The sequence below is a fragment of the Rhodothermus marinus genome (assembly GCF_009936275.1).
Lineage (GTDB): Bacteria > Bacteroidota > Rhodothermia > Rhodothermales > Rhodothermaceae > Rhodothermus > Rhodothermus marinus_A.
The window spans coordinates 561,094-576,103 of sequence record NZ_AP019797.1; the positions used below are offsets into that span (position 1 = coordinate 561,094).

10 protein-coding genes, 2 pseudogenes and 1 CRISPR repeat array are annotated in these 15,010 nt (G+C 63.8%); of the genes and pseudogenes, 7 read left to right on the forward strand and 5 right to left on the reverse strand.

Annotated features, from left to right (window positions below; translation table 11 throughout):
• Positions 1-15: 15 nt before the first annotated feature.
• Entirely contained in the window at positions 16-1,260 is a 1,245-nt protein-coding gene (locus GYH26_RS02550; protein ID WP_161540360.1) for a TolC family protein, read from the reverse strand.
• Between the two features lie 69 nt (positions 1,261-1,329).
• Positions 1,330-1,743 carry a hypothetical protein gene (locus tag GYH26_RS02555; RefSeq protein WP_161540361.1) on the reverse strand — a complete coding sequence of 138 codons (414 nt, stop codon included), beginning with the start codon at positions 1,741-1,743 and terminating at the stop codon, positions 1,330-1,332.
• Positions 1,744-1,876: 133 nt separating this feature from the next.
• Between GYH26_RS02555 and GYH26_RS02560 the strand changes: the two genes are divergently transcribed.
• Positions 1,877-3,316 carry a multicopper oxidase family protein gene (locus GYH26_RS02560; RefSeq protein ID WP_161540362.1) on the forward strand — a complete coding sequence of 480 codons (1,440 nt, stop codon included), beginning with the start codon at positions 1,877-1,879 and terminating at the stop codon, positions 3,314-3,316.
• On the opposite strand, the gene GYH26_RS02565 is transcribed toward GYH26_RS02560, so the two are convergent.
• A complete protein-coding gene (locus tag GYH26_RS02565) occupies positions 3,301-3,957 on the reverse strand; it encodes a class I SAM-dependent methyltransferase (protein WP_161540363.1) in 657 nt (218 codons plus the stop codon). The two genes, GYH26_RS02560 and GYH26_RS02565, sit on opposite strands and share 16 nt — an antisense overlap.
• A gap of 84 nt (positions 3,958-4,041) precedes the next feature.
• Between GYH26_RS02565 and GYH26_RS02570 the strand changes: the two genes are divergently transcribed.
• The 5 genes and pseudogenes from GYH26_RS02570 to GYH26_RS15720 form a co-directional block, all read left to right on the forward strand.
• Positions 4,042-5,862: a copper resistance system multicopper oxidase gene (locus GYH26_RS02570; protein WP_161540364.1), complete on the forward strand. Its 1,821-nt coding sequence runs from the start codon at positions 4,042-4,044 to the stop codon at positions 5,860-5,862.
• 121 nt (positions 5,863-5,983) lie between these two features.
• A pseudogene (locus tag GYH26_RS02575) lies at positions 5,984-6,588 on the forward strand (copper resistance protein B).
• A 17-nt stretch (positions 6,589-6,605) separates the two neighbouring features.
• A complete protein-coding gene (locus GYH26_RS02580; RefSeq protein WP_161540365.1) occupies positions 6,606-6,860 on the forward strand; it encodes a glutaredoxin family protein in 255 nt (84 codons plus the stop codon).
• Between the two features lie 41 nt (positions 6,861-6,901).
• Complete coding sequence (locus GYH26_RS02585; RefSeq protein ID WP_161540366.1) at positions 6,902-7,630, forward strand: Spy/CpxP family protein refolding chaperone; 729 nt, start codon at positions 6,902-6,904, stop codon at positions 7,628-7,630.
• 190 nt (positions 7,631-7,820) lie between these two features.
• Positions 7,821-7,994: pseudogene (locus GYH26_RS15720) on the forward strand (SHOCT domain-containing protein); the annotation flags it as partial.
• A gap of 13 nt (positions 7,995-8,007) precedes the next feature.
• A CRISPR array of direct repeats spans positions 8,008-9,805; the repeat unit is 29 nt; unit sequence GGTGTCCCCGCACCCGCGGGGATAGTCCC.
• A 670-nt stretch (positions 9,806-10,475) separates the two neighbouring features.
• Here the strand turns inward: GYH26_RS15720 and GYH26_RS02590 are convergent.
• Complete coding sequence (locus GYH26_RS02590; protein ID WP_161540367.1) at positions 10,476-10,964, reverse strand: DinB family protein; 489 nt, start codon at positions 10,962-10,964, stop codon at positions 10,476-10,478.
• A gap of 244 nt (positions 10,965-11,208) precedes the next feature.
• On the opposite strand from GYH26_RS02590, the gene GYH26_RS02595 reads away from it, so the two are divergent.
• On the forward strand, positions 11,209-13,758 hold the full coding sequence (locus tag GYH26_RS02595; protein WP_161540368.1) for a hypothetical protein: 2,550 nt from the start codon (positions 11,209-11,211) through the stop codon (positions 13,756-13,758).
• 5 nt (positions 13,759-13,763) lie between these two features.
• On the opposite strand, the gene galK is transcribed toward GYH26_RS02595, so the two are convergent.
• Entirely contained in the window at positions 13,764-15,008 is a 1,245-nt protein-coding gene (galK, locus tag GYH26_RS02600; RefSeq protein ID WP_161540369.1) for a galactokinase, read from the reverse strand.
• Between the last annotated feature and the right edge of the window lie 2 nt (positions 15,009-15,010).

Genomic DNA, 15,010 nt, shown 5'->3' on the forward strand with positions numbered 1-15,010 from the left:
GGCGTTCATAGGGTCTTAGTTGGAAGAGGAAAACGGCAGCAGTTGCCCGGTCAGGGCCTGGAGCTGGATGTAGGTGCGGTGATAGCGTGCCAGCACGTCCACGTACTGCATCTCGATCTCGAAGAACGTGCGCTGGCTATCCAGCACATCGAGCACGTTAAACTTGCCCTGTTGATAGCCCTCACGAATGGCCTCGTAGGCCTGCTCAGCCGCAGGTAGTGCCTCTTGCTTCAGAAGCTGGAGTTCGCGATACGTTGCAAGCAGGCGGCTATAGGTTGCCTGCAGGGAGGTTTCGAGGGCAATCCGGGCATTTTTCCACTCGGCCACGGTTGCCTGGTACGTGGCACGTGCCGCCTGAATGGCCCCCTGATTTCGATGAAACAGCGGAATGGGCAGGGTAAAACCAACCGTCAGGAACCGTTTGGGGGTATCGGCAAGCTGTTGGGTGCCTACCGTGATGCCGATGTCGGGCCAGCGCCGGGCACGTTCAAGGCGCTCCCGGGCCTGTGCGGCTTGCTGCAATGCTTCCAGTTGCTGGAGCAGCGGATGGGCCCGCAGTTTTTCTGCCAAGCGATCGTAGGGGGGAGGCGTACGCAGGGTATCCAGTACATCCTCTAACACCACATCAGGGAGGATGGGCTGACCGAGTGCGGCCGCCAACTGGCTCCGGGCGACATCATAGGACCGACGCGCTTCAAGGTACTGGGCCTCGGCCCGACTTTTCTCTACCCGAACACGTTGCTGCTCCACAGGCGATAGCTTGCCCGCTTCTACCATGGAGGTAATGGTGGCGTACAGGCGGGTGGCCAGGCCGGATAGCTGCTCGGCAAGTTGCATTCGCCGGCGGGCCACAAGCGCATTGAAGTAGGCCTCCGTGAGCTGTTGGGCCACGGTGAGCTGGACCACAAAGGCTTCGTACTGCGTGGCCTCGTACGTTCGGCGTGCAAACTGGACCTGACGGTGTAATTTGCGTCCGAGGAGTACGTCCTGGGACAGACGATAGAACAGGCCTCCAGGCGATTGGCCGGACGACCATTCTTCAGCTTCTACCTCTATGACAGGGTTGGGCCACAGGCCCGCCTGCCGGATCTGCCCCTTGGCTGCTTCTGTGCGCCACTGGGCGGTCTGTGCCGCAGGATGTTCCTGCAGTGCCTGCTGGAGGGCTTGCTCCAGTCTCAGGGTATCAGGGGGTGAGGACTGTGCAAAGGCTGGAAGTGCATAGCACGCTATCCAGATACACAGGTACACGACATACCGCATCGCTTTCTCCGGTTTTGGGGACTGAAAACCGCCATCGTTGCCCCGTGAATAGGGCGAACCGGAGAAAGCCTAAATACGCAGCACGACGGTCTGCAGTGTGGTCAGCGCGGGAGAAGCGGGAACATGTCCGGAGACCTCGAAACGAGGAAGGGAAGGGGCAGGCTCCGGAAGGGATACATACGCGGTCTGGAAGACCACGGGAAGGGATACATAGGCAACGGGTACAGATACTCGGTGCTCAACAATGGAGAGTACCAGGGGGATGTCGAAACAGGGATCCTTCTGATCTACATGACCCTGAAACGCTGCGGGGCTATCCCGGTGGGCCATGTGCTGGGTAATCGGCAGCGCAGGGAGGCAGTCGGCATTCTCCAGGGTTTCTACGTGCGTCACACCATCAGACTCTATGCAGAGGAGCAGACCTCCCCACCCCATCTGGCTCAGGGGAAAGATCAGCAGGGTAAGCGTGAGCAACAGGCTCACGCTGGGAGAAGTTCTATGTTGGGAGGCGTATGCCATTGCCGCAGCATATTCCGGGGATACGGGGAAGTTCCCGTATCTGCGGTTAAGCCTTTTTTAAGGTCGTGATATTACATTGACCCAAAAGAGCAAAGCCATGCGTTCCAGAAGATCTTTTCTGAAACAATTTGCGCTCGGAAGCACCGTTCTGGGGCTGGGAGGTGGGGGATTGCTCCTGGAAGGGTGTTCCCGCCTGGCGCCGGCCGAGGGTGCTACGCTTCCCTCTTTTGTGCCCCTGTCCGGCAGGGGCGGAGCACAGAGGTACCGGCTTGTGGCCGAGGTGGGCGAGGTGGAGGTGGGGCCCGGCGAGGTCTACCGGACCTGGCTCTATAACGGTCAGTTTCCCGGTCCGGAGATCCGCGTGCGAGAGGGAGATGTCCTTGAGGTGGAGGTGGAGAACCGCCTTCCGGAGGGTACCACCGTGCACTGGCACGGCCTCCCCGTGCCCAACGCCATGGACGGCGTGCCGGGGCTGACGCAGGACCCCATTCCTCCGGGCGAGATCTTCCTTTACCGGTTTACGGCCGGACCGGCCGGAAGCTACCTCTACCACAGCCATGTGGGGCTGCAACTGGACCGTGGCTTAATTGCCCCCCTCGTGGTGGAGGAGACAACCCCTCACGTGGCCTACGACCGGGAATACACCGTGGTACTCGACGACTATCTGCCCGGTGATCCGGAGCCGCTTACGGGCGTGATGATGGGGCCACGCATGATGCGACGTCGGGGTATGATGGGCGGGGTGGTAACGCCACCCTACCGGGGATTGCTCGTCAACGGGCGTCTGCCCTCCGCACCGGTGACCTTCGAGGTAAAGCAGGGCGAGCGCGTGCGGTTTCGGCTGATGAATCCCTCGGGGGCCACGACCTTCCGGGTGGCGCTGGCGGGCCACCGGATGTGGGTCACGCATACGGATGGGCGACCCGTGGAGCCCTACGAGGTGGACAGTCTGTACATCGCCATGGGCGAGCGCTACGATGTGGTCGTCGAGATGAACCACCCGGGCGCATGGAACCTGATGGCCCTACCCGTGGAGGTGCAGGCCCCGCCGGCACGGGCTGTCGTGCGGTATGCCGGCGTTCAGGATGCCGATCCGCCGCTGCGTGCCCTGCCGGAGGGACTTCGTCGTGGGCGTGTGCTGAACCTCTCACGCCTGGTCTCCGTGGAGCTGGAGAACACGGCGCCCGTACGGCCCGATCGCGTGTTTCGCATGACGCTCTCCGGAGGCATGATGGGAGGCCGCTGGACCATCAACGGCCAGGCCTACCCCGATGCCGACCCCTTGCTGATTGAAGAGGGGATGCATGTGGGCGTGCAGATGTTCAACATGAGCATGATGCTCCATCCCATGCACCTGCACGGGCACTTCTTCCGTACGGGACGCATCCTGAAGGATACGCTGACCGTCCGGCCTCACATGGGGCGTGGCAGCTTTGTCTTCCGGGCGGATAATCCAGGCCGCTGGTTCTTCCACTGCCATAACGTGTATCATCTCGAGGCCGGCATGGCGCGGGAGTTTCGCTACACCTCTTCGTGATCCGGGGCCGGTTTCTGTGCGCGGAGGGCCACGAAGGCGCCCCGCCCGTAGCCCGGTTCCACGGGATCGGGACGGGTCATCCGGTCGGGGAACGTGAAGATCGTTTGCACCATGGCCACGTGCCGGAAGCCCGCCTCGCAGAGGAGGTCCAGGACCTCGGAGGTGCTGTAAAAGGTGGCCTCCCGGTAGAAGGGATTACGGACCTTTTCCCGTTCATAGGTCTTCCCGAGGTGGCTCTCCCGGTCAATGAATCCCACCACAACGTATCCCCCGGGCTTCAGCACGCGGTGGATTTCCCAGAAGGCCCTTGCCGGATCGTCCAGGAAGCAGAGCGTGGTGACCATGAGTACGGCATCGAACCGATGGTCCTCAAAGGGCAGGGCCTCGCCGGTGCCGGGCACGACGGTAAGCCCGCGTGCCTCGGCCACACGCCGCATGGTCTCCGAGGGCTCCACCCCCAGGCGGATGCCCAGCGGGAGGGCAAACCGTCCGGTTCCCACGCCCACCTCCAGCGTTTCCCGTGCCTCCGGAGGCCAGAGCTTCCGGAGGGCCTCCAGTTCGGACCGGTAGGCCATTTCGTGGCGGTCGAACCAGGCATCGTAGCGCTCGGGGTATTGGTCAAAGGGTGCGGTGCGGGCCATTGCTTCGGGGTTTAAGCCTTCCTTAAGTTACGACCTCGTATGCTTGAGCCTCAGCAGGCTGTACACCTGAAAACCACAAGCCGTATGAAAAATATACCATCCTCACGGAACCGCAGAGAATTCCTCCAGGCGTTGCTGGCCCTGGGGGTTACGGCCGGACTGGAGGCGCTGCTTCCACCCTATGCCCGGGCCATCCCCCGGGTCATGGGGCCTCCAGAGCCCGTAGAGGGTCCCCGTATCTTTGAACTAGAACTCCGGGAGGTCCCCTTTACCGTGGGCGGTAAGACGGGACACGCCACGGCCATTAACGGCACGGTGCCGGGGCCGCTGCTTCGCTTCCGGGAGGGGGAGGAGGTCATCCTCCGCGTGACCAACCGCCTGAAGGAGGACAGCTCCATTCACTGGCATGGCCTCCTCGTCCCCTTTGATATGGACGGCGTCCCGGGTGTGAGTTTTCCGGGCATCCGACCTGGTGAAACCTATGAATACCGCTACCGTGTGCGCCAGCACGGAACGTACTGGTACCACAGCCACAGCGGACTCCAGGAGCAGACGGGCATCTACGGCCCCATCATCATTGACCCCGAAGGTCCCGAGCCCTATCCCTACGACCGGGAGTATGTGGTCATGCTCAGCGACTGGACGTTCGAGAACCCCATGCGGGTGCTGAGCAATCTGCGCAAGTACCCGGGCTATTACAACTTCCAGCGGCGCACGCTGCTCGATCTACCCGAGGAAATCCGGGAAAAAGGCCTGAAGGCGGCCATTCAGGATCGCCTGGCCTGGGGACGCATGCGTATGGACGTGCGCGACCTCGTGGATATTACCGGAGCCACGTACACTTACCTCATGAACGGCCGGGCACCGGGGGATAACTGGACGGCCCTCTTCAAGCCCGGCGAACGCGTACGGCTGCGCTTCATCAACGCCGCGGCGGATAGCTTCTTTGACGTACGCATTCCGGGACTGCGCATGACGGTCATCCAGGCCGACGGGCAGTACGTGCAGCCCGTGGTGGTCGATGAGTTCCGCATTGGCATTGCCGAGACGTACGACGTCATCGTGGAGCCGAAGGAGGAGCAGGCCTATACCATTTTTGCCGAGTCGCTGGACCGCAGCGGCTATGCCCGCGGGACGCTGGCACCCCAGGAGGGGATGGAAGGCCCCATTCCGCCGCGCCGGAAGCCGCCCTACCGTTCGATGAAAGATATGGGAATGATGCACGGGGATATGGAGGGCATGTCCCATGGAAACATGCAGGGGATGTCCCACGGAGGCCACGGGATGATGATGGGCGGCATGGCCATGGCCGGCAAAGATAGCCAGCCCCCGGGAATGCCGCCGGCACCCAGGGCCCATCCAAAGGACCGGCACAGCCCGACCAATGCGGCCATTCCCATGATGACCTTCAGCCGGCTCCATGAACCGGGGATTGGACTGGGGCAGGATGGCTGGCGGGTGCTCGTCTATACGGATCTGAAGACGCTCTATCCCCGGGAAGATTTTCGTCCGCCCACGCGGGAGATTGAGATGCACCTGACGGGCAACATGGAGCGCTTCCTCTGGTCCATTGATGGCAAGGCCTATTCCGAAGCGCCCGAGCCCATTGAAATCAAGTACGGCGAGCGTGTGCGCCTTACGCTGGTCAACGATACCATGATGGAACACCCCATGCACCTCCACGGCATGTGGATGGAGCTGGAGAACGGGCATGGGCGCTGGATTCCCCGCAAGCACACGGTCATCGTCAAACCCGCCGAGCGTCTTTCCGTGCTCATTACCCCCGATGAGCCGGGGCCGTGGGTGTTCCATTGCCACATCCTCTATCACATGGAGATGGGGATGTTCCGTGTCTTCCAAGTCCTTGAACCCAAAGCCGAGACGTCCGATGAGAAGTATACGTAAAGGATTACTGGTTGGCGTGCTGCTCCTGGTCGGAGGGCTTCCTGCCCTGGGACAGCAGCGCCCGCTCATCCGCTTTGCCAACGAGCACTGGCTTACGTTCATTCTGTTCGACCGGTTGGAGATGGAGCCCGCCTCGGCGGGGAATCCCCTGGCCTGGGACATGGACGGCTGGGCCGGAAAGGTCTACGATCGCCTCTGGGTGCGCAGTGAAGGGGAATTAAGGACCGACCGCCGGGAGGGCGATGTGGAGTTTCAGGCCCTCTACAGCCGACTCATCGCGCCGTACTGGGATGCCCAGGTAGGGGCCCGGGTGGAGCTGGCCCTGGCCGAGGGCGAGGTGCGTCGCCGCGTGCACCTGGCCGTGGGACTGGAGGGACTGGCCCCCTACTGGTTTGAGCTGGAGCCCCAGCTCTCCGTCAGCCAGGACGGCGACATCTCGGCCTCCCTGCTGGCCTCACACGATGTGTTCATCACCCAGCGGCTCATTCTCCAGGGGCAACTGGAGACGCTGGCCGCCCTTCAGGAGGTGCCGGAATGGGGGTGGGAAGTGGCTTGAACTTCGTCGATGCAAGCCTTCGGCTTCGCTACGAGATCCGCCGGGAATTTGCCCCCTATGTGGGATTCCGATGGCAGCGATTCCTGGGGCCAACGGCCGATCTGGTCCGTGACGAAGGGGAGCCCGTGAGTCTCAGCCGGCTGGTCTTTGGCCTGCGGGTCTGGTACTGAAAAACGAGGAGGTTACCATGGCAAACGTACGTATTCTGGCCACAAGGACCTGCCACCACCGGCCATACCTGGAAAAGGAGCTGAGTCGTCGCGGAATCCCCTACGAGGTGGTCTATACGGATGAACGCCCCGATCTCGTAGCACGGTACCACATTCGACATTCACCGGTACTGCTTGTCGATGACGAGGTCGTCTTCATGGGCATGCCGGAGGGGAAGGCGCTGGAAGCCTGGATAGCGCAATACCGTTCAGGTTCTTTTAAGCAAAGGTAGGCTATATTCCCATACAGGAAAAAACCAAACCGGAGCACACCATGAGAAAGCTACTGATTGCGGGCCTGTTGATGAGCATGCCTTTACTGGCCCTGGGCCAGCAGCACGGACATATGGGCGGCATGATGTCCCAGCCCGATACGACCAAAAAAATGATGCAGGGCGGGATGATGGGTATGATGGGTGGAGGTATGATGCAGGGTGGTATGATGGGTGGCGGCATGGGAATGATGGGCATGGTGCAGCAGATGGGAATGATGATGCAGCACCCCATGCATCGGGCCATGGCCATGGTCTTCGCGCTGCCCTACCTGGAGGAAGAGCTGGGGCTGACCGAGGAGCAGAAGAAGCAGCTCGAAGCGCTGAAGCAGGAGTTTCTCCAGCAGCATCAGGCCACCATGCAGGCCATGATGGGACTGCACCAGACCCTTATGGAAAAGATGCAGGACCCCAATGCCTCGCTGGACGACATCCGGGCCACCATGCAGGTCATGATGAACATGGGGCTCAACATGCACATGCTGGCGCTGGAGACCACCCGGAAAATGGAGCAGGTGCTGACCGAAGAGCAGCGTGAGAAGCTCCGCAGCTTTACGCCTCAGCAGTGGATGCAGGCCATGATGCGCCACATGCCCATGATGGAGATGATGCACATGATGCAGATGCACGGCGGCATGATGGGGATGGGCATGATGATGGGCGGAGGCATGGGTGGCATGATGCAGGGCGGTATGAGGCATGGACAGATGCCCATGCAACGGCAGCATTGATGTTACCGGGTGCCAGAAGCATACGCTACCTCCGACTGGCTGGCACAGGGAAGCATGCCAGGAGGTGATCCCCAGCATGGGATCGCCTCCTCGGTGCTTCCTGGATTTCGGTGATGCACAAACATAGGAGGCAACCATGTATAACGGATGCTGTGACTGGATGTGGGGATGGGGCGGTGGCTGGTGGATGATGATCTTCTGGGTCCTGTTCTGGATAGCCATCATTGTGCTGGTTATCTACCTCATCCGCCAGCTGGGCAGCCGGCCTTCTGCCCATCCGCCAAAAAGCGCTCCACTTTCCCCGCTGGAGGTACTTCAGCTCCGGTATGCCCGCGGGGAGATCTCCACAGAGGAGTACGAAGAACGCAGGCGCATACGGTGTCCCCGCACCCGCGGGGATAGTCCCGCAGTAGTCGGCTGGCGGGAGTGTCTTAAGGAGGTGTCCCCGCACCCGCGGGGATAGTCCCCTCCGGATGAGATTTTTCGCCTATGCGTAGCGGGTGTCCCCGCACCCGCGGGGATAGTCCCCGCTTCAAGCCCGACTTCGTGGGCGACGTGAAGGTGTCCCCGCACCCGCGGGGATAGTCCCGACCGTCTCCCCATCCTGCTGGGCCTTGTCGAGGTGTCCCCGCACCCGCGGGGATAGTCCTTCGATCTCCTGGTCGCCGATCCGGATGACCTGGGTGTCCCCGCACCCGCGGGGATAGTCCTTGCGCTTTGACGGACTCGGCCACCTGCACCAGGGTGTCCCCGCACCCGCGGGGATAGTCCCGTCACGAAGAAAGGCTCAGGAAGCAGGTCCTGGGTGCCCCCGCACCCGCGGGGATAGTCCTTCGAATGGTGTGGTGTATAGGTACTTAGACGCGGTGCCCCCGCACCCGCGGGGATAGTCCCTATGATCGACTTATGAAAAAGTTGAACATTCGGGTGCCCCCGCACCCGCGGGGATAGTCCCTGTTGATTACGTCCGCTTCGTAAACATCGCGCGGTGCCCCCGCACCCGCGGGGATAGTCCCAGCACCCGCTCGGTCGATCCGTCCGGGCCGCCGGTGCCCCCGCACCCGCGGGGATAGTCCCGTGATCGTGCGCTCAGCCATTCTCTTGCCGCAGGTGCCCCCGCACCCGCGGGGATAGTCCCTTCCTGCGTTTCCTACTACAGGCTTCGTCACGGGTGTCCCCGCACCCGCGGGGATAGTCCTTCCTCGATCGGCACGGCCTCGACGCTGCGGTCGGTGTCCCCGCACCCGCGGGGATAGTCCCAACAGGTGCGTCGGGGCATGTGCGCACAAAAAGGTGTCCCCGCACCCGCGGGGATAGTCCGCAAAGAGATATGTCAACTGGCGTATCGGGGGAGGTGTCCCCGCACCCGCGGGGATAGTCCCTGGATTGCACAATCGGTGCAAACTGGATTGCAGGTGTCCCCGCACCCGCGGGGATAGTCCCGATTCAGGATGCGTCATCAGGTAGAGGATGTCGGTGTCCCCGCACCCGCGGGGATAGTCCCTTGGTGAAGACGCGGCGCACCAGCCCAAAGCCGGTGTCCCCGCACCCGCGGGGATAGTCCCGTTTGAAGTTGTGATATCGGGGTAGTAGAGATGGTGTCCCCGCACCCGCGGGGATAGTCCTGCGCTGGACATAAAAAACGGAACGCTGGACGTGGTGTCCCCGCACCCGCGGGGATAGTCCCTGCTGGAGGTCTGATGCTGAGCGGCTACCGTCGGTGCCCCCGCACACGCGGGGATAGTCCTCTGCACCAGGTCGCGCATTTCATCGTCGATGCGGTGCCCCCGCACACGCGGGGATAGTCCCACGAAGTCATCAGGCACCACCGGCACCCGGTTGGTGTCCCCGCACCCGCGGGGATAGTCCTCTTCCGGAAGGTTGAACAGCAGAACGCGCGCCGGTGTCCCCGCACCCGCGGGGATAGTCCCCTTTAAAGGTTGTGGCGTTTGGTTTCGTGTGCGGTGTCCCCGCACCCGCGGGGATAGTCCCGGTTTGAAAGGCTTGGGCGCGAAGTCGGCCAGGGTGTCCCCGCACCCGCGGGGATAGTCCTTCTATCGAGTCGGGATCGATGATGCCCCGCCAGGTGTCCCCGCACCCGCGGGGATAGTCCCCAAACCAACAGAGCCATGAGATCGTCTCTCACGGTGTCCCCGCACCCGCGGGGATAGTCCCGCGGTCGATGCGGAAAAACCTCGAGACTGGCGTCGCATCGGTCGCAAATACAGAAAAAGGCTGCTGCACATAAAGCAGCAGCCTAATAGGTGACCCGGGCCAAGCACCGCGCTGCCCTCCCGGGTACGCCGCGCGCTTCGACGGGCGCGACCTCCACGCGCGACGACATGGTCTTACAAGAAGTAGCTTGACAACGGTTCCATGTCTGTACGGATCATCGCCCATCTGGACGACAAAGCCTTCCAGGCGTCGGTTCGAGAGCTGCACCGGCGCGTGCGTAACCTGCGTTCGCGGTGCCTCGCATACGCGGGGATCGTTCCGTCGAAAGGATGCCGCCGGATCGGCCGCGACTTGCAGAGAAAAGGGCTGCTGCACGTAGGGCAGCAGCCCGGAGCGTAATCCAGACGAAGCGCCGCGCCGCTTCCGGATACCCCGCGGGTTCATCGGGCGCGGCCTCCCCCGCAGGGCTACACATTACAGGTGACTGCCCGCAGAAGGTTCCATGCGGAGCGTCGCGCAGCGCGACGACAAGCCCCTCCAGGCCACAAGTGGGAAGCCGCATCGCATGAGGGCGGATAGCCTGCCCGAATCAATTCGGGCGTCCCCGCTCCCGTAAAGATCGCGCTGCGGCCTTTTGCCTGGCCGAAGTGCGGCCTGAGACACATGGAGGTCATGCCGGGTTTTGCGTGGTGCGGGCCCAGACGATGAAGTCCGTTTGTGTCGGCACTCCCTCCAGCTGGCGAACCAGCAGCATGATCTGGCCCCGATGATAGGCCCCGTGGGCAAAAAGATGGGCAAGGATGTCCGCCAGGGTGTTCCTGTGGGCGACGCCGGAAGTCGTGCGATAGGACACCGTGCGCTCCAGTTCTTCGGCGTTCAGCCGCGAAAGCAGGTGTTCCCAGTGGTCAAGTGCCCGGTCGATGCGATGGGCCGCTTCCTCCACAGAAAGGTCGGTCGGAAACAACGCCACCGCCGACTGCGCCTCACCGTCCACCCGGGCAAGCCAGCATTCAAGCGCCACCGCCAGATGTCCCAGCAGGGTAACCGCTCGTTGATAGGAGGGCTCAAGCCGACGGGCTTCCGGCACGCTCCGAAGGGCTTCGACAACCGGTCGGATGCAGTAACGCTCGTAAGCGAGCCAGCGATGCCAGGGTGTCATGATGAATCCTCCTGCAAAAGCCCGGAGCTACCGGCGGGCTCGGGAGCACATTGCCGTCAGCTTGGCGTCTCCCTCGTCGTGGACAGGACCAGGCTTCGTGCGTAATGGCCGGGACTGATCCGCGTCAGTCGCTATACCCTGTTACCACCCAGCGTTGACCGGGTTCTCGATCGGAAAGACTTGACTTTTAAAACCGGTTTACTTTGTTTAAAGACCGGTAATCAGTTCATCATCGGCTACGCTCATGAAGCGATCGCGATTCCTGAAAAAAGCGCCCTGGATGCTGATGCTGGTGGCGCTGGCCGTGCAGGCGCAGGCGCCCGAACCGGTCCGCACCTTCGTCGATGCGCAGGGCGTCTGGCGCCGGACCGACACCGGGGCCGAACTGGCCTTCTTCGGGGTGAACTACACGACGCCCTTCGCCCATGCCTACCGGGCCCATAGACTCCGACGCGTGGACCTGCGACGGGCCATCGAAGCCGACGTGGCCCATCTGGCGCGGCTGCGCCTGAATGCCTTCCGCATTCACGTCTGGGACCGCGAAATCTCCGATCACCGGGGCAACCTGATCGAAAACGAACACCTGGACCTGCTCGACTATCTCATCGCCCGCCTCAAGGACCACGGGATTGCCATCATTCTGACGCCGATCGCCTGGTGGGGGACGGGCTACCCCGAACCGGATCCAAAAACCGACGGCTTTTCGGACCATTATTCCAAGTGTGAGCTGACCGCCGATACAACCGCCTGGCGCATTCAGGCCAACTACCTCCGGCAATTCATCCGGCACGTCAATCCGTACACCGGCCTTTCCTACCGGGACGATCCCGACATCCTGGCCGTCGAACTCTTCAACGAGCCCTGTCACCGGACCACGCCCGATACCACCACGCGCTACATCAACACGCTGGTGGCGGCGCTTCGGGAGGCCGGGCTGCGCAAGCCGATCTTTTACAACATCAGCGAAGGCTACACCGACGCGCACGGGCGGGCCGTCTGCGCCGCCGATGTGCAGGGCATTACGTTCCAGTGGTATCCGACGGGGCTGGTGCGGGGGCGGATGCTGGAGGGCAACATGCTGCCCAACGTCGATCGCTACGCCATGCCGCCGGCCGCCTTTCCCGAATGCCGCAACAAAACCCGGATGGTGTACGAGTTCGACGCGGCCGATGTGGGCGGTGCCTACATGTATCCGGCCATGGCCCGGAGTTTCCGGGCGGCGGGCTTCCAGTGGGCCACGCAGTTCGCCTACGATCCGCTGTTCATTGCTGACGCGAACACGGAATACCCCACGCACTACGTGAATCTGGTCTACACGCCCGCCAAGGCGATCAGCCTGATGATTGCAGCCGAGGCGTTTCGGCGGTTGCCGCGTGGCGTCGAGACGGGCACGTATCCGGAAAGCGCCCGTTTCGGACCGTTCCGGGTGGATGCTGCGCGGAATCTGAGCGAAATGGTGACCGACACGGCCTTTTTCTACAGCAATACGACCGACACGCGTCCGCCGCGCCCGGAGCGGCTCCGGCACGTGGCCGGGGTGGGTAGCTCGCCGGTCGTGCAGTACGAAGGAACCGGCGCTTACTTTCTGGATCGGCTGGCGGACGGCGTGTGGCGGCTGGAGGTGTACCCCGATGCGTACTGGGTGCGTGATCCGTTCGGGCGTACCGGTCTGCACCGACCAGTGGCGCGGCTGGTGCGCCGCCAGCGTCGCATGACGATCCGATTGCCGGATCTGGGCTCCGATTTTTCGGTGCAGCCGCTGAATCCGGGCAATGCGCACCGGCCGGCCGTCGTGGCGGGTGCTTTCGGCATTCGGCCCGGCGTGTATCTGCTGCGGGCGGCCGGAGCGGCCGCGGTCGATTCGAGCTGGCTCCGGCCTGTGCCGTTCTATCTGCCGCCGGTCGCCGAGGTCGGATTGCAGGTGCTGCACACGCCGCCCGTCGAGCTGACGGCCACCGATACGCTCCGGGTGCAGGTGGTGGCCGACGCAGCGCCCGATTCGGTGCGGCTCTACGTGCAGCGGCCTGGCTGGCGTGGCTTTGCGGCGGTGCGCATGGTACCGCTGGGTGGGGATCGCTACGGGGCCACGCTTCCGCCGTCGGTCGCGCAGCCCGGCGTGCTGACCTATGCTGTCACCGTGTACATCGGCGGACGGGCGCACACCTTCCCGGCCGACGAACCCCGGGACGTGCGCGACTGGGACTTTGCCGGTCGTACGTTCTGGCAGACCGCGCTGGTGACGCCGGAGGCGCCGATCGTGCTGCTGGACCCCCGCCGCGACGCCGACCGGCTGCTGCTTCCCCGCTTCGGGCGCGGCTTCCGGTTCGCGGTCGAGCCGGTTCCGACCGACGAGCCCGGCCGGTGGGCCCTCCGGGCGACGGCCTCGGGTCCGGATCCCGAAGCGCAGGGGTTCGTGTTCCGGACCGAATTGCCGGCGACGTTACGTGATCGGCTGGCCCGGGGGAGCTGGACGCACCTGCGCGTGCGGGCCCGTGCGCGTCAGGGGGTGCGGCGGCTCGAGGTGGCGCTGGTCGATCTGGATGGGGTGGCCTGGGCAGCCACGGTCACGCTGCGCGAGGACTGGCGCGACGTGCGGATCCCGCTCCATGCGTTACGGCCCGTCGAACTGGCGCTGCTGCCCCGGCCCTATCCGCCGTTCCATCCCTATTTCTTCAGGACGACTCCGCGCGCGGACCGGATCGATCCGGCGCGGCTGGACGGATTGCAGTTTCGCGTGCGGGCAGCGGAGGGCGCGCTGGCGTTCGAAGTGGCCGAGGTGGCGCTTGTGCCGTAAAACGGCTATTCCTCGGAAGCCCCCGCTTCGTCGCCTTCGGAGGTCGAAGAGACCGGCAGGGCGGCCGTTTCCGGCCAGATGGGGCCGGCCTCGACGTTGTGATCCAGCGGGTAGAAAGCCGGTTGTCGGCCAAAAGTCGCCTCGTAGGCCCGGGCGACGCGCTGCTCGAGTTCGGGCAGGGCGTCGCGGTGAACGAGCACCACGGTGCAGCCGCCGAAGCCGGCTCCGGTCAGGCGCGCGCCCAGCACGCCCTCGACCTGGCGCGCCGTATCGACGATCAGATCAAGCGCCGGGGAGCTGACCTCGTAGAGGTCGCGCAGGCTGTCGTGCGAGGCGTTCATCCGCTGGCCGAAGGCTTCCAGACGGTCCTGTTCCAGATCGACGACGGCTTCCTGCACGCGTCGGTTTTCTTCCACCACGTGGCGGCAGCGGCGCCAGATCGTCGGCGTGGGCTGGTCCGGATGGGCCCAGAGCAGCTCGGGCGAGACGTCGCGCAACGCCCGGATCTCCGGATCGAAGCGGCGGAAAAAGGCCACGCCGGCCTCGCATTCGGCCCGGCGTTCGTTGTAGCGCGAGGCGGCCAGCTCGCGGGGCGCCCGGCTGTCGATGATCACGAACAGCCAGTCTTTCAGGTGCACGGGCACATGCCGGTAGGCCAGGCTCCGGCAGTCCAGAAACAGCGCATGGCCCCGGCGTCCCAGCCGTGCGGCGAACTGGTCCATGATGCCGCACTGCACGCCCACGTAGGTATGCTCCACGTACTGGCACAGGCGGGCGGCTTCCTCGCCCGACATGGCAAAGCCGAACAGATGCTGGAGCGTCACGAGCGTGGCCACCTCCAGGGCGGCCGACGAGCTGAGGCCCGAGCCGAGCGGTACGTCGCCGTAGAGCACGCCCTCGAAGCCGGACGGCAGTAGCGCGCGGCGGTGCAGTTCGGTCACCACGCCCTGCACGTAGGCCGCCCAGCGGGGCGTATCGGCCGGTGGCGTGCCCATCTCGAAGCGAATCGCTTCGTCAAAGTTGAGCGACAGCAGTCGCACCTGTCGATCCGGACGGGGGCGCACGGCCAGATAGACCGCCCGGTCGAGCGTCATGGGCAGGACGAAACCGTCGTTGTAGTCCGTGTGGTCGCCGATCAGGTTGACCCGGCCGGGCGCCCGGGCCACGACGGCCGGCGCAGGGGCGCCGAAGTGCGCCGCAAAAGCTTCGAGCAGTCGTGTCACGATGGATTCCGTTGCAGCAGAAGGCATGG